This window comes from Flavihumibacter stibioxidans (assembly GCF_014332695.1).
Classification (GTDB): Bacteria; Bacteroidota; Bacteroidia; order Chitinophagales; family Chitinophagaceae; genus Flavihumibacter; species Flavihumibacter stibioxidans.
In genome coordinates this window covers 199,129-222,276 of the sequence record NZ_MBUA01000029.1, presented here as the reverse complement: position 1 = coordinate 222,276, position 23,148 = coordinate 199,129, and the positions used below count along the sequence as shown (strand labels likewise).

Below are 23,148 nucleotides of genomic sequence, written 5' to 3'. Positions count from 1 at the left end.
TATCCCCGATCCATTCGCCAAGGGTATTTAATCAATAAGTTTGAAGGAGATTATGAATCACCTTACCTATTCTCCCCCGCTGCATATTTACCGCGCTTCGGCTGGTTCCGGTAAGACCTTTTTACTGGCGTCCGAATACCTCTGCCTTTTATTTGAATCGCCGCAGAAATACCGCGAGATTCTGGCCGTTACCTTTACCAATAAGGCTACGGAGGAAATGAAACACCGCATACTCGGTGAATTGCTTCGACTGGCAAAAGGTGAAAAGACCGATTACGGAGAGATCATTGAAGACAGGTTCCCGGCTCTGAAGGATGGAAACAGGCTGGCCACGCAGGCAGATACCATTTACCGGACTATCCTGCATGACTATGCGAAATTTTCTGTCAGTACCATTGATAGTTTTGTACAGCAGGTCATCCGCTCCTTTGCCTATGAGATAGGACTGGATGCGGGGTATGAACTGCAGCTCAACCAGGATATCGTTAAACAGGAACTGACCGACCGTTTGTTTGAACTGCTCCAGACAAATGATGAACTGCTCGAATGGATCAAGTCCATTGCTTTGGAAAGGATTGAAACCGGACAGAGCTGGGACTTCAGGGATGAACTGCTGAAATTCTCCGGGGAGATCTTCCAGGAAAGGTTTGCGCGCTTTGAGAACAATATGCGCAACCTGGATAATCCAACCACGGCCTTCCAGGTGCTGAAAAAGAAATTGCAGGACCAGGCAGCTGAACTGGAAAAACCAATGCTGGCATGGGCTGAGGAGGCCAATAATATTCTTCAGCAAAGTGGTTTGCAGCAGGATGACTTTTCCCATGGTAAGGGAGGTTTCATTAATTATTTCAATAAAATCCGCGATAAGAATTTTGCTCCGGGAGCACGTGTGCTGGCGGCACTGGATAACCCCGACAAATGGACATCCACCAAAGCCGATGCAGACACCAAATCAAAAGTGAAGGATATTTACCCACGCATCAACGAACTGCTGAATAAATGCGTGGACCTCTACCGCGAAAAAAATACGGAGTACCAGACGGCCCGTGCGGTTTTGCAGAAACTTAATAACCTGAGCCTTCTGCGCATACTCGCGGAACAGCTGGCCGGTTACCGCCGCGATAACAATGTGCTGCTGATTTCCGACACCCAGCAGTTGCTGCGCGAACTGGTGAAAGACAACGATGCACCTTTTATCTATGAAAAGATAGGCAACCGCTACCAGCACTTTCTGCTCGATGAATTTCAGGACACCAGTACTTTTCAGTGGGATAATTTCCGGCCAATGGTTGAACAATCCGTTTCAACCGGACAGTTCAGCCTGGTGGTGGGCGATGTAAAACAGTCTATTTACCGCTGGAGGAATGGTGACTGGCGGCTTCTCCAGCAACAGGTAAAAGCCGATATTGGTACGCATAATGTCAAAGAAGACAGCCTGCAGGAAAACTACCGCAGTCGCGCCAACATCATCCAGTTCAATAATTATCTTTTTCACCGGGCCCCCGAATTGCTGCAGGATCATTTCAACGCAGAGATGGGAACGGTGGAAGATGCCGCCATCCTGGCCAGGCTTCATGGCAACGATTATTTTGATATTATCCGGAAAGCCTATGCAGATGCATCACAACAAATGCCTGCTTCCTGTAAGCCCGGGGGCATCGTAGACTTCCGCTTCTTCCCCAAAGAAGACTCGCAAAAATCATCATCCTGGAAACCAGCAGCCGAAGCCTGGTTGTGCGATCTGATAGACCAGCTGATCTGTGATAAAAAATTCCAGCCCGAACAGATCACCCTGCTGACACGTAATAACAGTGATGCCCGTAAACTGATCAGCCTCCTGCTGCAACACCAGCAGCGTCCGGATGCCCGCACGCGTTATGGTCTGCTTTCCACGGATGCCCTGCTGATCAATGCTTCCCCCGCCATACAGTTGCTGATAGCGGCCCTGCGTTACCTCATCAATGAAAAGGATGAACTGTCGAGGGCGGAACTGGTTCAGGCCAATGCCATCAGGCTCGGACTGGATATCAACAAACCCGACTGGTACCGCAACTCGGCCACCCACGCGCTTTCACAATTGCCTGAAGCCTTCCGCACCAGGAAAAAATACCTCCTTCAAACTGCTTTGTATGAATGCGTGGAAGAACTGATCACTATCTTTTCACTGGATGAGTATATTAACGAGCAGGCATATACGCTGGCATTCCGCGACCTGGTGAACAACTTCAGTTCAAAGGGCAAACCAGATATCCGGGAGTTTCTCCAATGGTGGACGGAAGAAGGCAGCCAGAAAGCCCTGCCCCTTTCCTCCGCCGATAATGCCATCCAGGTAATGACCATCCATAAATCGAAAGGCCTGGCCTTCGATGTGGTGATCATCCCATATGCCGACTGGAAACTGGTGAGTGACAAAGGCATGATCTGGTGCAACTGGGAACCAGATGAATCGGGCATTGAAGTTGTTCCTGTGGAACTGAATAAAAACCTTGCCCATACAGGATTTGCCTATGATTATTTTGAGGAACAGCTGATGAGCCGCATGGATGCATTGAATATGCTGTATGTAGCACTTACCCGTACCCGTCAGGCCATGTACCTGCTCGCACCGCAGCCCGCGGAAAAGAAAGATGCCGATAATGGTATGTCAACCATCGGCGACCTTATTTACCAGGCAGTGAAACAAACTCCGGTTGACTTACCCTCAGGTATAACCGATTTTTCCGCTGTATTCGAATCGGGGGTCCTCCTGGTGGATGGGGCGGTGCAGGGTGGTGAATCCGGAAATAAAAACAAGGACCTGCTTAAGATCAGTACCCAACTGACCAACGCAGCATTACTGAAGGATTTGCGCGAACCGTCCGGGGGTGAACTGATATTACGACTGGCAGAGAACGACCAGCAGAAGGTCGGCCAGCTGGCGCACCTGCTTCTATCAAGGATCAAAAACATAACGGAACTGGACCAGGAACTGGCGAAAATGCAATTGGAAGGACAAATAACCCACCAGCACCTCGAGACAGTGAAAGATAGTGTGAGCAGGGCTTTGCAGCATGAACAACTGTCTGCATGGTTTGGGGCAGACTATAAAGCCGTAAATGAAAAGTCCATCCTGCTTCCCGGTGGTTCGGTCAGAAGACCCGATAAAGTGTTAATGGCAGATGACGAAACCATCCTGCTTGATTTTAAATTCACACAGGAAGCATCCGTTTCGCATGGTAAACAATTGCAACAGTACCAGGACCTGCTGGTACAGATGGGTTACCCCGCTGTGAGGTCATTCGTGTATTACGGATACAATCATTCGCTGGTACCACTGGCACAACTGGCTTCCAAACAAGGGGATTTATTCGGTTAATGATCAACGATATCAAGACATGTTTTTACAAGAAGTAGCAGAGAGCCTGTATAAAAAGTATGGAAATGAGCTGTCTAACCTGGCACTGGTTTTTCCGAATAAAAGGCCTTCGGTATTTTTCCGGCAGCACCTGGGTGCACTGATAACGAAACCGATCTGGAGCCCCGACCTCTTCACCATCCATGAATTTATCCAGTTGTCCGGCAACAGGCTGTCAGCTGACCGCCTCTACCTGTCCTTTCTCCTCTATGAAGCATATAGTGAAGTGATGCTGCAGGGTGGCGAAACCAATATTTCCACCTATGAAAGATTTTATTCACTTGGTGAGATCCTGCTCAACGACTTCACCGAACTGGAATCCAATGCAGTGGCCATTGCTGATGTGTACACCAATATGGCCGACCTGGCAGCCATTGAACAGGGATTCGATTACCTGACCGAAGAGCAGAAGGATTTTCTGACACGATTCTGGAATAACTTTTCTGTGGAAAGACTCAGCCTGCAGAAAGAAAAATTCCTGCAGCTCTGGCAAAAACTTCCGGCCATATTTGAGCGCTTCAGGGTTTTGCTGGAAGACAAAAACCTGACCACCACCGGCATCCTGTACCGTAACCTTGTAAACGACACACAGGACAATGCCGGTTTCATGGATTACTATGATAAAGTGGTGTTCATCGGGTTCAATGCATTGAACCGCGCCGAACTCCAGCTCTTTACACGTTGGAAAGAAAGCGGCAGGGCTATTTTCTATTTCGACACAGACCACCATTATATCGATGACCCATTACAGGAGGCCGGATTGTTCCTGAGAAGAAATATCGCCCTCTTTGGAAATGAACTCGAAACCGGAAATGCCATCAATCGTTCCGATCGCCCCATCCATATTATCTCGGCAGAAGGAAATGCTGCACAGGTAAGGGTTCTGCCCGAATTACTGAAAGATATCCCGGCTGTAATGGAGCACCCCGAAAAAGTAGCGGTATTCCTGGCGGATGAAAACCAGTTGATGCCGGTATTGCATGCCATGCCTTCTGACCTGCCTTATGTGAACATCACCATGGGATATGGCCTGGCACAGTCGCCCGTATTTTCCCTGGTGCAAACCATTGTGAGGGTGCAGGAATCACTTGCCAGGCATGGCGGCAAAAGGATTTATTACCAGCCCCTGCTGCAGTTATTGCAACATCCCTACCTGTATGAAGTCACTGATGCCATCCGCCTGGCGACAGAGATCAATGAGAAAAGCATTGTTTCCATACCCGCTGAAAAATGGGCGTCCATTGAAGAAAAAAGACTGAAGATGATTCTTCGGCCTTTGGAAAAACCAATTGAGCTGATTCAAATGATCCGGCATGTATTGGAACACCAGGCCACCGAATCAACAGAAAGCGTGGTGGGAACCCTGGAAGCCCAGCTGCTTACTGCAACCTATTACCAGTTAAACCGCCTGGAAGACCTGCTCCTCCAATTCGATCATCCGCTCAGCCTCTCTTTTATCGGTGAAATACTGATCAGCGTATTGCGTTCCCTTTCCGTACCCCTGGAAGGTGAACCGCTGAGAGGCTTGCAGGTAATGGGTTTGCTGGAAAGCCGCGGACTTGATTTCGAACATATCATACTGCTTAATGTGAATGAAGGGGTGCTTCCCAAAAAAGCCGTGGCGCCTACTTTTATTCCCGACAGTATCCGGCGTGCCTATGGACTGAGTGTGATGGAAAACCAGGATGCCATCTTTGCTTATGTTTTTTATCGCCTCCTGCAAAAGGCAGAATCGGTGTATTGCCTGTACAACAATACCATCGATGATAAATCAACCGGGGAGCAGAGCCGTTTCCTGACACAACTTGAATATGAAACCGCCATCCCCATCATCAGGAAATCGGTACAGTTACAGGTAAATCCACAGGCTAAACCGGCCATCACCATTGAAAAGGATGAGGCCATCCTGCAAAACCTGCGCGTCTACCTTGGACAACCACTCACCCCCTCCGCCATCAATAACTTTATAGATTGCCGCTTGAAATTTTATTTCCAGCATGTGCAGAAGATCCGCGAGCCCGAATCCTTCCAGGATGAAATCGATGCCAGGATGCTGGGAAATATCCTTCACCGGGCCATTGAATATTTATACCTCTGCGTGGCTGAAACAAAATCGGGTGAGCAGGAAATATTACCAGCTGATATCGACCTGATGGCCGGGAAAACTGAATGGGCAATCGGCCAGGCTTTTGGCCAGGAACTGGCAGGAGACCGCAACCATGAAGTGGAATTCACCGGAACCTATAAGGTGATTGCCGAAGTGATCCGTTTGTATGTGCAGGAGATCCTGAAGCAGGATAAGGCTTACACACCTTTCCGCATAGTATACATGGAAGGCAGGCTGAAGCAGTTTTTCCCGGTTATGGTTGGGGGGGAAGAATGGCGGGTCCTGCTGGGTGGAACCATCGACCGGGTGGACCTGAAAAATGGCGTTTACCGGATCATCGATTACAAGACAGGCCGCGATAAAAAAGATATCCGGTCGGTGGATGCGCTTTTTGACCGGAACAGTTCGGACCGGAACAAGGCGGCACTGCAAACAATCATATATACCTATGTGATGCAACAGCAGGTCGGGATAAATAAACCCGTCAACGCTGGTCTGTATGATGTGCGTAATATGCGCCGTGAAGGTGAAAAATTTGACTGGCGCTTCCGGGAGCAGTCAGCCAATGGTAATGGGGTGGACCATCATCGGATGAATGAGATCATAACCGAAACAGTTGAGCGGCTAAGACCGGTGATCGAAGAAATTTTTGACAGGCGCGTGCCATTTGACCAGACGGATAAAATTGAAAAGTGCGAATATTGCTCCTTCCGGGTCTTGTGCGGGCGCTGAGTTTATTTCCGGCACTGTTCATAATTATTGAATATTTTAGAACATGCTTTTATTCCGGCATATTCCTTTCCTGAGGGCTGTTTTATTACACAGCCTTACTGCTTTTGGCGGACCCCAGGGGCATTTCGGAATGATGCTGAAAACCTTCGTCAGGCAACGAAAAGATGTCTCCCAGGAGGAATTGCTCGACTACAACGCCTTTTGTAATATGCTGCCCGGTGCATCCTCCACGCAGGTGCTGACCTTGATAGGATATAAGCGGGGCGGTCTTCCGCTTGCCGTCATGACCCTGCTCATCTGGATACTTCCTGCTTCATTGCTGATGGGCGCCCTTTCATTCCTGTTGCGTTATTTCAACAACAGGGAAATGCAGCACCAGGTATTCATGTATATCGCCCCTATGACCATCGGTTTTCTCGCATATGCGTCAATGGTAGCATTTAAAATGGCCGTACACAATACCATTACCAGGGTGATCATGGTGGCGAGTGCAGCCCTGAGTTTTACCTTTTTCAAAATTCCCTGGATGATTCCCCTGCTCATCGTAGTAGGCGGTTTTGTGACCAACCTGAGCGACCGACGCATTCCGCAGGGAGAAGAAAAACCAAAGAAGATCAAATGGGCCAATATCTGGCTGTTTGTTTTTATTTTCCTGGCCGCGGGTATCTTATCCGAACAGGCGCGTAAGAACGACTGGGCCAATCGCAGGCCCATCAACCTTTTTGAGAACACCTATCGTTTTGGAAGCATTGTATTTGGAGGTGGACAGGTACTGGTGGCAATGATGTACGAACAGTTTGTGGTTCGTCCCGAATCGGAGAAGGTGATGCAGAAAAACCCTAATGTGGTAAGAATAGACAGGGATGCGTTTTATACCGGGGCGGGTATGGTCAGAGCTATACCGGGACCGGTTTTTTCGATCTCAACTTATATGGGTGGCATCGCCATGAGTGACAGGGGAACGGGTTGGCAGGTGACGGGCTGTATTATAGGGACCGTTGCCATTTTTTTACCCAGTGCCCTGATGGTGCTTTTCTTCTTCCCGGTCTGGAACAACCTGAAAAAATATGCCATTGTTTTCCGTGCTTTGGAAGGGATCAATGCCACAGTGGTAGGGTTCCTCGTGGCTTCGACACTCTACATGCTGAAAGACATCCCACTCACAGAATGGACCGATCATGGTATTATGAACTTTGTGGTCATTGCCGGTACCTGGCTGACCCTTACCTATACAAAAGTTCCTTCACCGCTGATTGTGGTAATCTGCCTTGGGTTGGGAGTCCTGTAGGTTTTAACAGGCCGGCCGGCAGCACAAAAAAATGCCCCTTCTGAAAAGAAGGGGCCACACCCAAAAAACCAACCCCCTTGTTTGAGGGAAGTATGTAGAATCACTTCCCCTCAGCAACCCATTTTTTCAAAATCTCTGCGAAACGCTGCGCATCTGAATTCTCTGGTTGCAAGGCCAGTATTTTTTCAAACCAACCCAGTGCGGTAGTGTAGTCTTTTTTTACGTTGGCTTCATAGGCACCAAGGTAACCATAGGCCTGGATCAGCAGGCTCTTGTTTTTCTCTTTGTCAGCCTCCGCGATCTCCGCAACCTTTTGGTAATCTGCAATGGCCAGCCCCTGCTCCATGGTGGTATCTATCTGGGCACGGCTCCTGGCACGCCAGTAGAAGCCATACACCTGGTCGGGATATTTCGAAGTGTACAACCCAAAAACACTATCGGCTGCCGGGAACTCAGCTGCTGCGTAATGTGCAAGTCCCCAGTTGTAGATATCAAGATTACTGGGATCTTCCTTTGCCTGGTAGATCTTGCCCAGCCAGTAGGCCTCACCACTCCGGTTTTTATTCTTCTTCTGCAACTGTGCAGCCTGCTGCATATATTCCAGCCTGTATTTGGCTACCGTGTCTTTTGCCACCGCCTGTTCCCATGCAAGTATGGCAAGAGAATCCTGGTTCATTTTTGAGAGCAGTTTCGCCTTCAGGTCAAAGTCTTTAGCAACAATATTGCTGTCAACCTCTTTCGCGAAATAAGTGTTCAGGAAATCAAATGCCCTGGTGGAATCACCACTGCCATCATAACTGTAAGCAAGCAGTTTGTAGAGCCTGGGCTTTGCCTTATCCCCTTCCTGTTCAAGGATGGCATTGGCACCACTGATCGCTTCCGGATATTTTCCAGAAGCATATGCCAGGTCGGTTTTCATATACTGGTGTTCAATGGAAGGATCGGTATGGGTGATATAGAGGTCAAGGTATTCCTTCGCTTTGTTTACATCCCTGAAATAGTAGTAATAGTACAATTCATAATAAGCTGCTGCATATTTCGGATCGCTTTCAATGGCCTGGTTGAAATATTTGATGAACATATCGGTATTCTGCTGGGTCATATAAATTTTTCCCAGTTTATAGGCCGCTTCAGCGAATTTTTCATTCAGGATCAGCGCTTCCATATAGGACTTTGCCGCTTCACTGCCCTGTACCAGTTTGCGGTGCGCATCGCCGATTAAGGTAATGGTTTCCGCATCACGTTTTTTCTCTTTGATTTCTGCCAGTACAGCCAGTGCATAGCTGGCATCGCCGCCGGTATTTTCGACCTGTGCCCTGGCAATGGCTTTCAGCACTTCTAAATCTTTCTTTTTAGTTTCTTTCAGTGCTGCTTCGAATTGCGCACGGGCTTCCGTTAATTTGTTTTCAGACAACAGTATACTTCCATAGGCCACCCTGTTTAACGGGTGCGCCGAAACAATACTGCCTTCATTCGGATCCAGCAATGATTTGGCCTTGGCCACATTGTCGGTTTCCAGGTAAACCTCCGTGAGCCAGTAATAGGCTTCCTTCTCTTCATTGTTTTGCTGGATGACCTGCTGCAATACCTGTTCTGCACTCTGCAGCCGGTCATAATAAAGGTGTTGCTTTGCTTCTTCGATGGTCTGTCCCATGGCGGAAGCGGCCATTACGGTTAATCCTGCTGCTAAAAATTTTCTCATCGTTATATAGGTTTTGAATTACACTGCCATCACGGGTATGCGTGAGGCTGAAAATAAAAAGCGTGAAAAAATATTGTTTAACATCCCGGGCAATTCTGTCTCCCTGCCTGGTTGTACTACGATCAGGTCGGCGTTTACTTTTTCCGCGAACTGCAGGGTGGTGCCGGCAATATTATTTCCGGACATCGGGTGGCATTCAATTCGCAAATTGGTGTTGTCGCGCAGGAGCTGGTAAGCTTTGTACAGGTATGGATTTTCGGTTTCACTTTGCTGCACACTCTCTTCCTGCAATGATACCAGGTGGATACTTGCATTATGGTAACGTGCCAGATAGGCGGCGAACATGATTTTACGAAGGGGCAATACATTGGTTATCGGCAATACTATATTCCGGATGTGGTGAATATTTCCAGCAGCAGGAAGATTAAGTACCGGGCACTTGATCTTCCGGGCCAGCCGGTTGATATTGATGCGGTTCAACAACTTGCTCCAGGCAAAACGACGATACTGCATCAGGATTACCATATCAATATCATGTCGCAGGGTAAAATCCCGAACTTCTTTTTCCACCCCACCTTCCGTACAATGACTGTAAAGCAGGCGGCCTTTATCCATCATCGGGATAAACTGGCTTTGCCAGCTCATGAGTTTGTTTGTGGCTTCCGCTTTAAGATCTGATTTTATCGGAATAAAATGTGGTGCATCCACCAATGACGGCCATACCGATGGTTTTACCACATGGAGCAGGTGAACATCACACTTCAATTCATTGGCCAGCGGAATAATATTATTTAATACCAGTCTGCTTGTCTCGGAGAAATCCACCACTACCAGAATTTGTTTCAATAAATGTTCCATGGCTAAGTTTTAATTGGCGTATTGCAACATGTCTGAAAAGGAGGGTTGATTGATTTCCTTGTCCGCTGCAAAACGCAACAGTTCATTGGTGGTGCAGAATGCCACTCCAACGCCTGCCTGTTCCAGGATGCAACGGTCATTTTCTCCATCCGCCACTGCAATGGTGTTTTCAAATGGTATTTCATATCTTTTTGAAAGATGCCGCAATGCATTTGTTTTGCAGAAGGGGTGGCTGCAACTGCTTTCTTCGGTATGGTAGAAATAGGAAGGAATGCGCACTTCACCTGTGGCTTTTCCCTCAAAATATTCAAGCTGGTTCGAGAGTGAAAAATCTGCACCGATCATATTTTTCACATAATTGGTTACCAAGTGATAACTGTCGCTCACAATGCCCACAATATAGCCTCGTTCTTTCAGCGTTTTAACAACGGCACCAATGTCTTCGATCATCGGAATTTCTTCAGCTGTTTCCAGTAGTTCATCCATGCTGATGCCATGCAGTAATAGTGATACCCTTTTGATGAAAGTGGCTGAGTCTTTTTCGTGAAGCCGAAGATTATCAAGCTCCTGCCTGAACCCGAATTTATTGGCGCAGGCTTCAATGAAAGAGCCTTTCAGAATGGTGTGATCCATATCGAACACCACCATCTTGCGCATTTGTGTCACCTGGTCTTCCATCACTGCTTTCATTTCAGTGGAAATAAGATTCACCAGCTCGAGCTCATTAAGGTTCACCAGCTCATTTTTATGGCGCAGGGCTTTGATGATGATGGCGCGAGTCACCTCCCTGCTCATCTTTCCAAGCTCATGCCAGGGCTTACTCTTATTTTCAATATGCCCGATGCAGACTTCCATGATCCGGGCGCGCATCAGAAACATATCGATCAGTATACCAATGTCAACACCGTAATCACCGAAGAATTCAATTCTCTGGAAAAACTTTTTCCTGCCGGCAATCATTCCACTCAGGGGTTGGGAAAAATGCGCCAGTCCGGGGTAAAAGATACCCAGTAAGGGTTTGGCCACCAGCTCTGTAACGCGGCCTGCATTGCGTGAAAATGTCGCTTTCACAAAATCAGCCTCATTGTTGAGCATGGGTTCCGTCAACATTTGGATGGTGCCTGCCGGGTAAGGATCGATGTCTCCGTCCAGAAATACCAGGCAATCATTTTTTGCCGCCTGGATCCCATCCTTCATGGAAATGCCCTTTCCCCTGACTGCACTGCTAACCACTTCTGCGCCTGCACGGGTGGCAACTTTTACGGTATCATCCGCGGACTGGTCATCCACCACAATCACCTGTGATACCATGGGTTGCTCCAGGCAATAGCGAACAACATTGCCAATAGTTCCGGCCTCATTCAACACCGGGATGATTACTGTTACCATATTGACAAAATTTGATTTAATCAAATATGGTATGCACTTATTAAGACCCGATTAAAGGGCAATTAAAACCAAATTAAAAGGCTGGATGGAAGGAGGCAATGATTAGTTGCCGCACGGGACTTACTGTGTTGAACCTGAAGAAGGCAGGGTGATCCGGAACAGGGTGCCCTGCACAGGACCAGACTTTACCTCTATATGTCCCTTGTGCAGGCCGATGATCCTTTTTGCCAGGGCCAGCCCCAGCCCGAATCCTTTCTGGTGTGAGTTTACCGGGCTGCGGTAAAAAGGCTGGAAAATGTGTTCAACCTCTTCCTGTGCAATGACATCCCCCTGGTTTAACACATCTACGATCAATTCATTTTCGGTGAAACGAAGGGCGACCTTGCTGGTATGGTCCGGCGAGTATTTACAGCCATTTTCCACAATATTACTGATGGCGCTGTATAGGAGGTCCGCATTTCCGAAAACCAGGCAGCGGCTTTCATCTTCCGGCAGTTCATCAAAATTCAGTTGCACCTGGTAATCAGGTGAGAGCTTCTGCACCGCGCCGGTTATCTTCAGCAGCACTTCATCAAGTCTGACTTCATGCAGCTCAATGCTGCCCTGGTGGCCTGTTTTGGCGATTTCAAGCAGGCTTTTGGTGAGCTGTCTCATTTGCTGCACATCTTCCTGTATGGACAAAAGTACTTTGCGGTATTCTTCCTCCGACCGGTTTTTATGCAAGGTCACTTCAAGCTGCGAGGAGATGGATGTCAGCGGGGTGCTCAATTCATGCGATGCGTTGGAGATGAAACGACGCTGGATGGTGAAGGATTCCTGGATCCTGTTCAGAAGATCGTTAAATGTGTTGGCCAGCTGGAACAGTTCATCCTGGCCGCTGCCGGCATCGATGCGGTGGGAAAGATTGTGGGATGAAATATTATTTACCTCTTCAATAATGGATGAAATGGGTTTGACCAGTTGTTTTGAAAACAGGTATCCCACCAGCATGGCAAGGGCCATGCCGCCCAGCAGGCTGGTGGCCAGGATCTTTTCCAGTTCATTCATCCACTGGTGACCGTCGGAATCATATGCTGTAATTACAATGATGAAAGGCAGGCGGCTGCCTTTTTCATAATGACCGACAGCATCGCGTCGACCGATTTTAAAGTACAGTTCTTTTTGCCGGATGATCTCATCGATGGTCGCTTCGTCCAGCTGGAAATCATCCGCTTCGCTGGAATTGAATTTGTAGAGCTGTGTTTTGCCAACAGAAAAGATCTGGATTGATTTGTTACTGTAAAATCGGGCATTGCTGGCATCAATGCGTTTCAGTAATGCCTGGCTGGTATCGCCCAGGATATTGAATAATTGTGCTGCATTGTGGGCGCGGCCGGATAAACGCTGTTTGAAAACCGCTTTGCGCTGGATGCTGGAGAGATAATAGACCGAATAGGCGGTCAGCAGCAGCAGCGCTGTTACCAGTACTGTGAATAGCAGTGTTATTTTAGTGCGGATTGTCACATCAGCTGTTTTCTTTCAGCACATAACCCATGCCTACCTGGGTATGGATCAACTTCATGTCATAATCCCGGTCGATCTTCTTGCGAAGAAAATTTACATACACATCAATTACATTGGTGCCGGTATCAAAATCAATATCCCACACATTCAATGCAATATCGGCCCTTGATACCACCCGGTTCTTGTTCCTGATCATATACTCCAGCAGCTGGAATTCCTTTGCGGTCAACTGGATGGGGTTACCGGCCCTTGAAACCTCCTTGCTGTCCAGGTTCATCACCAGGTCGTTCACCCTGAGACTTTTTCCCATCGGCGCCTGGAGCTGCACTCTTTTCAACAAAGCCCTGATTCTTACCACCAGTTCAGCAAAGTCGAATGGCTTTACAATATAATCATCGGCACCCGTTTCGAATCCTTCTATTTTATCCTCCGTACTACTCAGTGCCGTAAGCAGTAATACCGGTACCTGCTGGTTTACCCCACGGATATGTTTGAGCAGTTCATAGCCATTCATTCCGGGCAGGTTGATATCTGCGATCACAAGATCATAGGACTGGTTGTCAAACATCTCCCTGCCGGCATTTCCATCATATGCGAGATCAACCTCGTACTGAAGTTCTTCCAGTCCCTTTTTGAGGGTTTCGGCAATTTTCTTCTCATCTTCTACCAACAGAATACTGATATCATGCATGACACTTATGCGGTGGTTCACCTGTAAAATTAAGCCTAATGGCCGGTTGTAGCGGGCGGGAACTATTAGAAAACGATTAAAAAGGCTTTAATGCTGATTCTTTATAAATGGGAATTCAGTTTCCGTACAAATCGCCCTGGTTGGCGAGGGCTTCCCTGTATTTTTCAAAAATGGCGGTTCTCGAAATAAAACCCATGAATCTTTTTTCCTCATCCAGCACCGGCAGGTACCAACTTTGAGTGATATCCATTTTTTCCATAACCTTTTTCATGGATTCATTTGGCTGTATGGTTGCCGGGGCTTTTTTGACAAGTGTCCCGATAAATATTTTGGTATGGTCACCGGGGTCAAACAGTCGTTTTTTGATATCATTCAATTCGATGATCCCACCAAATCGGTTATCCTTATCTGTTACGACAAAAATATTGCGGTTGGTGCTTTTGATGATGGCCACGAGGTCTGCCAGGGTGTTATCGATCCCGATGCTGTCATATTCCACCTGCAGGAAATCCCGTGCCTGCAGTTGATTGAGGATATTGTCCTCCTTTCTGTGGGTGAAAATTCGGCCTTCTGCGGCGAGCTGTTTAGTTTCCATGGAATAGGGTTCAAAATGCTTCACGATAAAAAAGGAAATGGCCGACACGATCATTAATGGAATGAACAATTCATATCCATTGGTAATCTCTGCGATGAGGAAGATGGCCGTAAGCGGGCTATACATTACACCACTCAGCACACCTGCCATTCCTACCAGGCTGAAATTGCCTTCCGGAAGGCGCAGCCATCCCGATGTGTTGGCAAGCCTTGAGATGAAAAATCCCAGGTAGGCACCTACGAAAAGCGAGGGAGCAAAATTTCCACCATTACCTCCTCCGCCGAGTGTAATCCCCGCAGCCACCGGCTTTAAAAGGATGATCGCTGCCGCGAACAGCAGCAATCCCCACCGGTTGAACCAGTCCCTTGCAATGAAATCCTCCAGGATGCGCTGCGGATCTCCATTGGCAAGAATGGAAATGGTATCATAACCTTCGCCATACAGGGGCGGGAAAAGAAAGAGCAACACTACCAGCAGCAACCCCGCGAAAAGGGCCCTGGTATAGCGATGCGGACTCAGCCGGTGCATTATATGTTCGGTGTTCTTGAACAGCCGGGCATAATAAAGGGAAACAAATCCGGCAGCAAAGCCCAGCAGAATATAAAAGGGAACATTATGGTAATCAAAGGCCTCCCGCAGGCGGAAATTAAACAGGATGGATTCCTTCAAAATTATACGGGAGCAAAGCGCGCCGGTTACAGCAGCGATCATCAGCGGAATAAAATAGGATACAATGGTTTCGGTGAGCAATATTTCAATGGCAAAGATTACTCCGGCAATGGGCGCATTAAAAACGGCGGCTATACCCGCAGCCGCACCGCAGGCAAGCAACAGGCTCCTTTCACGGTATTCCATCCCATGGATGCGGGCTGTATTTGAACCAATAGCTGAACCTGTTGCCACAATAGGCGCTTCCAATCCTGCAGAGCCCCCAAGTCCCACGGTTACAGCACTGGTAAGAATATGTTTGTAACTATCTGATAAAGGGATAAAAGAACTTCTTCCGGCGATGCTCCTGAGCACCATGCCCACCCCTTTTTCCAGTTGGCCATGAAAAAATTTGTGCACCAGAAACACTACCAGCAGCAGACCCAGCGTGGGAAAGAACAGGTAGGTGTATTCTCCCTTTCCAGGCCGGCGGATCCATTCCTGTAAAAAATGCACCAGGGTTTTAAGCAGCACAGCGGCGAGGCCGGCAATTAATCCGGTGATAACCGCGGCATACATCATGAACTGCAGCCTGTTCAGCCGCTGCCTGAAATAAACCAGCACTTCCTGGTATAACTGAACGGGCCTTTTCATGCTTTCTGTTTTAGTTAAAGTGATGCCAGCCTCTCAACTGCCTGTTCGAGTGTTTCGTTCTTCTTGGCAAAACAAAACCTGAGTAATTTCTGGTCTGCCCCATCCTGGTAAAAGGCTGAAACCGGAATGGTGGCCACGCCGGCCTCCCTGGTGAGGCGGATGGCAAAATCACTGTCCCGCTCATCCGAGATTTTTTCATATCCCGCACAGATAAAATAACTTCCGGAAGATGTCCTGAGGCTGAATCCTGTATGACGCATCAGCTCTATAAACCTGTCCCGCTTTTCCTGCAGGAAAACCCCCAGCTGCAGGTATTCCTCCCTGTCCTTCAGGAATTCGGTTATCCCTACCTGTGAGGGTGTGTGACAACTGAAACAGTTGAACTGGTGCACCTTCCTGAATTCCTTCGTCAGTGCGGCCGGCGCAATGCAATAACCGAGTTTCCAACCGGTGCAATGATAAACCTTGCCAAAGGAAAAACATACAAAACTCCTTTCCAGCAGGTCGGGGTAGCGCAGCATGGAATGGTGGACTTTGCCATCGAAAATCAGGTGCTCATATACTTCATCACTGATGATGAATATATCCTGCCGGCTAATGAGTTTCCTGAGTTCCGTAATATCGCTTTCCCCAAGCACGGCTCCGGTGGGATTATGCGGTGAATTGAGGATAATGGCCTTGGTGCGGGGACTAACAGCCGCATGCACTGCCGGCCAGTTGACCGAAAAATCATGGCCGTTCAATGGGACCAGGACCGGTATGGCGCCATTCACTTCAATATTGGGCACATAACTGTCGTAAGCCGGTTCCAGAACAATTACTTCATCACCTGGTGATAGTATGGTGGTTAATGCAGTATAAATCGCATAAGTGCCACCGGGAGTAATGGTGATCTCCGTGTCGGGATGCAGGCTGGCACCGTAAAGGCTTGCGGCCTTTTCTGCAAGGGCCTCGCGAAGGGGCAGCCATCCCGGCATGGGCGCGTACTGGTTAAAATCCTGCTGCATGGCTTTTGTAACCGCCTCAACCAGTTTGCCGTTCATGGGAAAATCAGGAAAACCCTGTCCCAGGTTAACAGCCTTGTATTCGGTTGCCAATCCGCTCATGGTGGTAAATATGGTGGTGCCCACCCTGGGGAGTTTAGATCGTAATATCTGCATGGGGCCAAAGATAGGGCACAAAAAAAATAGAGTCCCGTGAAGGACTCTATGTAAGGACCACCCTAAAACCTGCATGAAGAAGCAGTTTACAACCTGTTGGTCACAGATTGCGGGTTGAAGTTAGTTATAGCCGGCTACCCGCACAGGGTAGCATACAGAGTTTGTGTGGTAAAAACTAATCCTGCAGGACTTTTGTGTTCTCCCGGTAGTCGGAAGGGCTGATACCCACCTGGTGACGGAAAAACTTGGCAAAGTTGGAATTATCCTTGAAATGCAGGTAGTACGCCACTTCAGCCACGGTCATATCAGTGTTTTTCAGGAGCGACTGTGCTTCCAGCACCAGTCTTTCCCTTACCAGTTGTGCTGCGGTTTTTCCAGTCTGTTGTTTCAGCAGGTTGCTCAGGTAGGTGGGATGCAAATGAAGTTCATTGGCCACATATTTCAGTGACAGAGCCCTGTCCATATTGCCCTTGTTCAGCTCGATGAAATAATTGTTCAATGAGTTCAGGAAATTATTCAGCGTGGTATCCCTGTTCGAGTTAACCTGCCCTTCATCAAGGCTGAAGGATGCCTTGCAGTCATAGAGGAAAATATTGAGGTAATGAAACAACATTTTCATTTTCTCAGGGTGGTCACTGCGCAACAGGTAATACATTTTCTCGAGCTGCACTTTCAGGTTGTCATGTGTGGGTCCATCTGCGTTCACCATCGCACCGTTCTCCGTATGGAAAAACCTGAATTCCCGGAAGAGGTATTCGCCCTGGGGGTACTGAAAAATAAATTCGGGTGTAAAGAACATGATATAGCCCGTCCAATCCTTCACATTCTGGTATTGGCGGATATGCCAGGGTGAGGTGAAATAGACCTGTCCGGCACCCACTTCATATTCTTCATTGGAAATGCCCAGCTTGAAATTGCCGCCGGTTACAAGTCCCACCACAAAGGCATTCAATCTGAAAGGATTACCCGAAGCCCCCTGGAGCAGTCCGGGTATTTCCTCAAATTTCAGGATATCAAAATATGGCGAGCTTGGTTCCAGCGCACTTGTGTCCCGAAAGGATTCGATCAGGTTTTCGTAATAAGCGACCTGCTTCTGCATGAGTATAGTTTTTCAATATAAGGTTCAAATGGCAAGTGAAATCGGGCAAGTGAAATCAGGCGGATAAAATAGCGGTTGCTTCGATTTCCACCAGGTAATCCGGCGAAATCAGGGCACTCACCTCCACCATTGTGGTACAGGGCTTAATGCTGGAAAAAAAATCACCATGCGCCCTGCCGTATTCTTCCCAGCGGCTGATGTCGGTGACGAATAACCTGGTTCTTACCACGTCTTTAATGCTGCCGCCGGCCTGCTGCAGCACCCGGGAAATTTTTTCCAGGATATACTTCGTTTGGGCATAGGCATCATCTATACCCACTACTTCATTTTTTTCGTTGATGGCTACGGTTCCGGTAACCTCAATGATATTGCCGACTTTTACCGCGCGACTGTAACCTACAATATCTTCCCAGGGTGCTCCTGATGCATAATTATATCTGGTCATAAAATGAAGTCTTTGGTAATTTTGCAATGTTACTGGTAAAAATAAAATACCCCATGTTAAATTCATGGGGCATTCTTTTAATTTGGATAAACGGTAAGGCCGGATTACAGATATTTCTCACCTTTTTTGCGCTTCACCTCGGCAACATATTCCTTGATTTCCTGTTCCTTGGATTTCTGGCAGATTAATAATACGTCTTTTGTGTCCACCACGATAAAATCATCCAGCCCCTGCAGCAATACCAGCTTGTCATTGGGCACATGCACCATGCATTTGGTTGCATCGATTACCACCACATTGTTCCCGGCTACGGCGTTTTCCAGATAATCCTTGTCAAAGTTTTCATAGGCGCTGTTCCAGGTTCCCAGATCGCTCCATCCGAAAGAGGATGGGATCACGTACACATTATTGGCCTTTTCCATGATGCCGAAGTCAATGGAAATATTAGTGCACTGCGGGTAGATGGCTTCAATGGCTTCCTTCTCACCCGCTGTATTGAACTTCTCCTTTTCTGCAGCGAACACCTCATGCATTTCGGGCAGGAAATGTTCAAATGCCTGGATGATATTCTTTACCTGCCAGACAAAGATGCCCGCGTTCCATAAAAATTCCCCACTTGCCACGAAGGTCTTCGCGAGGTCGAGGTTGGGTTTTTCGGTAAAGGTCTTCACCTTGAACACATTGTCCGTAACTGCATGCTGTTCAAACTGGATATAGCCATACCCGGTATTGGGATGGGTGGGTTTAATGCCCAGTGTAATGAAGGCATTGTGCTTGTTCACGAAGCTGAGTGCTTCGAGGCATACCTTTTTGAATGCGATGGTATCAAGAATAAGGTGGTCCGATGGCGCCACGATCAGGGAAGCCAGCGGGTCCTGCTGCATCAGCTTGAAGGAGATATAGGCAATACAGGGCGCGGTATTTTTGCGGGATGGCTCACCGAGGATGTTGGCAACCGGCAGGTCGGGAAGCTGTTCGGCCACGATGCCGGCGTATTCATCTGATGTGACTACGAAAATATTTTCCTTCGGGATAAAGTCGGCATAGCGCTCGTAGGTCCACTGGATAAGGGTTTTACCCGTATTCAGGATGTCGAGGAACTGTTTCGGGTAATTGGTACGGCTCATTGGCCAGAAGCGGCTTCCGATGCCGCCGGCCATAATAGCCACATAGTGATGTTTATTCATTAGATAAGCCCTTCTTTTATTAAGTCGTGCAAATGCAGCACGCCAAGGTATTGATTATCGGGAGCAATGACCACCAGCTGGGTGATGTCATGTGTACGTAAGAGTTCGAGTGCGTCGATGGCAAGTTCATCCGGTCCGATATGCTTCGGGTTACGGGTCATGATATCGGCGGCCTGTATGGACTGCAGGTTGCTTTCTTTTTCCAGCATACGGCGCAGGTCGCCATCGGTTATTACGCCCAGTACGCGCTGTTGGTCATCCACCACGGCGGTTACCCCCAGCCTGCTGCCGGAAATGGAAATGATGATTTCCTTGAGCCGGGCATCCGGACCAATGGACGGCCGCTGGTTGTGTACGTAGAGGTCCCGCACCCGCAGGTAGAGCCGCTTGCCCAGGTTGCCGCCCGGGTGAAACTTGGCGAAATCCTGCCCGTTGAATCCGCTCAGCTCCATCAGGCAAACAGCAAGGGTATCGCCCATGACCATTTGCGCAGTGGTACTGCTGGTGGGCGCCAGGTTATTGGGACAGGCTTCTTTCGACACCGTGGTGTTCAGGACGATATCCGATTGTTTTGCCAGGAAGGACTGGTCGTTTCCAACCATGCCAATCAGTGTATTGCCGAAATTGCGGATCAGGGGAACCAGGACTTTGATCTCCGGACTTTCACCACTCTTGCTGATGATCATCACTACATCTGAATCCTGTACCATGCCCAGGTCGCCATGGATGGCATCGGCGGCATGCATATAGAGCGCGGGTGTTCCGGTGGAATTGAGGGTGGCTACGATCTTCTGCGCCACGATGGCGCTTTTTCCGATGCCGCTGACCACCAGCCTTCCCTTGCTGTCGTACACTGCCTGCACCGCCTTTACAAAGTCTTCGTTCAGGAAGGCCTGTAATCCGGCTACCGAAGCAGTTTCCAGCTCAATGGTACGCCTGGCGATAGATTGTATTTGATCTGCATTCATATTAGGCGGCACAAAAATAGGAGATTTGACCTAACGCCGGGAGGCTAACCGGAAAAGCTCAAGTTGCAGTTTTATTAACAATTCCCGAAGCTTTTCCCCCTTATTTTTTGGTAATTTCGCGATCCCACTCAAATAAGTAGCGTATCCGCTGCTTCTTTTTTGGTAACTTATGAGCGTTCTGCACTAAGTGAGATTGAAAACAACAGAGCATGGCAACAACATCAAGATCCCGGAAAACCACCGCAGCAAAACCGGAAACTGAAAAGAGCGCTGCACCTAAAAAGGCTAAAACCAAAGTAAAAACTGCCAGTCCGGCCTTAGAAAACGGCTCTTTAACAGAAGCCCTCCAGGAACATTTTGGATTCAATAAGTTCAAGGGACAGCAGGAGAAGATCATCGAAACCCTGATGTCCGGTAAAGATACTTTCGTGATCATGCCCACCGGCGGCGGCAAAAGCCTTTGCTACCAGTTGCCGGCTATGATGCTGCCCGGGGTAGCCATCATCGTATCGCCACTGATCGCCCTGATGAAAAACCAGGTTGACCTGGTTCGCGGCTACAGCAGCAAGGACGATGTGGCGCATTTCCTCAACTCCACGCTCACTAAAAAAGAGATCCGCGAGGTACATGACGACCTGCTGAAAGGAAGCACCAAGATGTTGTACGTGGCGCCGGAAACCCTCACCAAGGCCGAGAACCTCGAATTTTTCAGCGACCTGAATATATCCTTTTTCGCAGTGGATGAAGCCCACTGTATCTCCGAGTGGGGGCATGATTTCCGCCCCGAATACCGCCGCCTGCGCGAAATGATGGACCAGATCAATGAACAGGTTCCCGTGATTGCCCTAACGGCCACGGCTACCCCTAAAGTGCAGAGCGATATCGTGAAGAACCTGGGACTGCGTGATCCGGAGATCTTCATCTCCTCCTTTAACCGCAGCAATCTCTACTACGAGATCCAGCCCAAGATTCGCAAGGACCAGACCATCAAGAGCATTGTAAAATATATTGTTCAGAATAAGGGCAAGAGTGGAATCATTTATACCCTCAACCGCAAGACCACCGAGGAACTGGCCGATGTGCTGGTAGCCAATGGCATCAAGGCGGTGGCCTACCATGCCGGACTCGATTCCAAACTGCGGGCCGAGCGACAGGATAAGTTCCTGAACGAAGATACCCAGGTGATTGTGGCCACCATCGCCTTCGGCATGGGCATCGACAAGCCCGATGTGCGTTTCGTAATCCACTACAATATTCCCAAGAGTATCGAAAACTATTACCAGGAAACCGGCCGCGCGGGTCGCGACGGACTGGAGGGCAACTGTATCCTGTACTATTCGCACAAGGACGTGGCCAAGCTCGAGCACCTGATGCGCGACAAGCCCCTGAGCGAGCGCGAAGTGGGCGCCCAGCTCATCAATGAAACCGTGGCCTACGCCGAAAGCGGGGTATGCCGCAGGAAGATCCTGCTGAGTTATTTTGGTGAGAACTGGACCGTGGAAAACTGCGGCAACTGCGATAACTGCAGGCATCCTAAAGAGCAGGTGGAAGCAAAGGAGAATGCCGTGAAAGTGCTGAAACTGGTAAAGGCCCTGGACGAACGTTTTGCCACCGACTATACGGTGAATATCATCATAGGTCGACTGACCCCGCAGATCCAGATGTACCGCCACAATGGTCTGGACTCTTTTGGCATCGGCAAGGACCAGCCCGACCATTATTGGAGTTCGCTGGTTCGGCAGTTGTTACTGGCGGGATACCTCTCCAAGGATATTGAAGAGTATGGCGTGCTGAAACTCACCAAAGCGGGTGAGGCCTTTATGAAAAAGCCGAAGAGCTTCAAGATCGTAATGAACAACCTGTTTGAGGAAGCCAATGAAGACGACGAGGAAGGCACCGAAACAGGAGGTGGAGCGGCCGCTACGGATGAGAAGCTGTTTGAAATGTTAAAGGAACTCCGCCAGAAAGAGGCGAAGAAAAAAGGCCTGCCGCCTTTTGTGATCTTCCTGGAGACATCCCTGCAGGATATGGCCACTTTGTATCCGACCACGGTTGCGGAGCTGGACAAATGCCAGGGTGTGAGCAAGGGCAAGGCGATGCGGTATGGCAAGCCCTTTGTGGAGCTGATTGCGCGATATGTGGAGGAAAATAATATCGAGAAGCCCGATGAATTTGTGATGAAAAGTGTGGTGAACAAGAGCGGGCTGAAAGTATATATCATCCAGCAGACCGATAAGCGGATTCCGCTGGAGACCATTGCGAAGAACAAGGAACTGCGGCTGGATACCCTGCTGGAGGAGATGGAGACCATCGCCGCCAGCGGCACCAAGCTGAATCTCGATTATGCCATTGATGAAATGCTGGATGAATACGACCAGGAGGAGATCCTTGAGTATTTCAAGGGATGCGAAACCTCTTCATTGCAGGTAGCCCAGGAAGAGATGGCCGACAGCAACTACACCTGGGAGCAGCTCAAGATCATGCGCATCAAGTTCCTCGGTCAATACGGGATGTAACTCATCCTTCACCCGTCGGGTGCTTGACCCCACCCGTCGGGTGCTACCCGACGGGAGTCGGACCCTTCACCCGTCGGGTGCCACCCGACGGGTGAACCAACGCCAAGAAAAAAATGTTGATAAACTTGGGATATTTGTTGAAATCCCCCTATTTTTGCGTCCCGATTGAGAGATAATGGCCGCTGGTCCCGTTAAAAATCAGCCCTCCAGAA

Annotated in this window: 15 protein-coding genes; 4 read left to right on the top strand and 11 right to left on the bottom strand. The window is 48.7% G+C overall.

Annotated elements, in window-relative coordinates:
• The first annotated feature begins 40 nt into the window (after nt 1–40).
• The 3 genes from BC349_RS17810 to BC349_RS17800 are packed head-to-tail and all read left to right on the top strand — an operon-like array spanning nt 41 to nt 7,521.
• Complete coding sequence (locus BC349_RS17810) at nt 41–3,355, top strand: UvrD-helicase domain-containing protein (protein WP_187258141.1); 3,315 nt, start codon at nt 41–43, stop codon at nt 3,353–3,355.
• Nucleotides 3,356–3,374: 19 nt separating this feature from the next.
• Nucleotides 3,375–6,233, top strand: a complete 2,859-nt coding sequence (locus tag BC349_RS17805) for a PD-(D/E)XK nuclease family protein (protein WP_187258140.1) — start codon at nt 3,375–3,377, stop codon at nt 6,231–6,233.
• Nucleotides 6,234–6,276: 43 nt separating this feature from the next.
• A complete protein-coding gene (locus BC349_RS17800; protein ID WP_187258139.1) occupies nt 6,277–7,521 on the top strand; it encodes a chromate transporter in 1,245 nt (414 codons plus the stop codon).
• Between the two features lie 100 nt (nt 7,522–7,621).
• Here BC349_RS17800 and BC349_RS17795 read toward each other — a convergent pair whose 3' ends face one another.
• From BC349_RS17795 to BC349_RS17745, 11 genes are all read right to left on the bottom strand, one after another.
• The gene (locus BC349_RS17795) at nt 7,622–9,223 is read right to left on the bottom strand and encodes a tetratricopeptide repeat protein (RefSeq protein WP_187258138.1); all 1,602 of its coding nucleotides are present in this window, start codon (nt 9,221–9,223) and stop codon (nt 7,622–7,624) included.
• A gap of 18 nt (nt 9,224–9,241) precedes the next feature.
• Nucleotides 9,242–10,081, bottom strand: coding sequence for a universal stress protein (locus tag BC349_RS17790; RefSeq protein WP_187258137.1), 840 nt, complete (start codon nt 10,079–10,081; stop codon nt 9,242–9,244).
• 9 nt (nt 10,082–10,090) lie between these two features.
• A complete protein-coding gene (locus BC349_RS17785; RefSeq protein ID WP_187258136.1) occupies nt 10,091–11,470 on the bottom strand; it encodes an HAD-IB family phosphatase in 1,380 nt (459 codons plus the stop codon).
• A 120-nt stretch (nt 11,471–11,590) separates the two neighbouring features.
• On the bottom strand, nt 11,591–12,973 hold the full coding sequence (locus tag BC349_RS20200) for an ATP-binding protein (RefSeq protein WP_187258135.1): 1,383 nt from the start codon (nt 12,971–12,973) through the stop codon (nt 11,591–11,593).
• 1 nt (nt 12,974) lies between these two features.
• Nucleotides 12,975–13,685: a response regulator transcription factor gene (locus BC349_RS17775; protein ID WP_343063784.1), complete on the bottom strand. Its 711-nt coding sequence runs from the start codon at nt 13,683–13,685 to the stop codon at nt 12,975–12,977.
• Nucleotides 13,686–13,779: 94 nt separating this feature from the next.
• Nucleotides 13,780–15,561, bottom strand: a complete 1,782-nt coding sequence (locus BC349_RS17770) for a chloride channel protein (RefSeq protein ID WP_187258134.1) — start codon at nt 15,559–15,561, stop codon at nt 13,780–13,782.
• Nucleotides 15,562–15,575: 14 nt separating this feature from the next.
• On the bottom strand, nt 15,576–16,721 hold the full coding sequence (locus tag BC349_RS17765; protein ID WP_187258133.1) for a methionine aminotransferase: 1,146 nt from the start codon (nt 16,719–16,721) through the stop codon (nt 15,576–15,578).
• Between the two features lie 175 nt (nt 16,722–16,896).
• Nucleotides 16,897–17,820 (bottom strand): helix-turn-helix domain-containing protein, encoded by a 924-nt coding sequence (locus tag BC349_RS17760; RefSeq protein WP_187258132.1) that lies wholly within the window; start codon nt 17,818–17,820, stop codon nt 16,897–16,899.
• Between the two features lie 55 nt (nt 17,821–17,875).
• Entirely contained in the window at nt 17,876–18,265 is a 390-nt protein-coding gene (locus tag BC349_RS17755; protein WP_187258131.1) for a RidA family protein, read from the bottom strand.
• 104 nt (nt 18,266–18,369) lie between these two features.
• Nucleotides 18,370–19,452, bottom strand: coding sequence for a mannose-1-phosphate guanylyltransferase (locus BC349_RS17750; RefSeq protein ID WP_187258130.1), 1,083 nt, complete (start codon nt 19,450–19,452; stop codon nt 18,370–18,372).
• Nucleotides 19,452–20,420 (bottom strand): KpsF/GutQ family sugar-phosphate isomerase, encoded by a 969-nt coding sequence (locus BC349_RS17745; RefSeq protein WP_187258129.1) that lies wholly within the window; start codon nt 20,418–20,420, stop codon nt 19,452–19,454. Before BC349_RS17745 ends, BC349_RS17750 begins: the two co-directional genes overlap by 1 nt.
• A 209-nt stretch (nt 20,421–20,629) precedes the next feature.
• Between BC349_RS17745 and recQ the strand changes: the two genes are divergently transcribed.
• The gene (gene recQ / locus BC349_RS17740; protein ID WP_187258128.1) at nt 20,630–22,936 is read left to right on the top strand and encodes a DNA helicase RecQ; all 2,307 of its coding nucleotides are present in this window, start codon (nt 20,630–20,632) and stop codon (nt 22,934–22,936) included.
• The last annotated feature ends 212 nt before the right edge of the window (nt 22,937–23,148 follow it).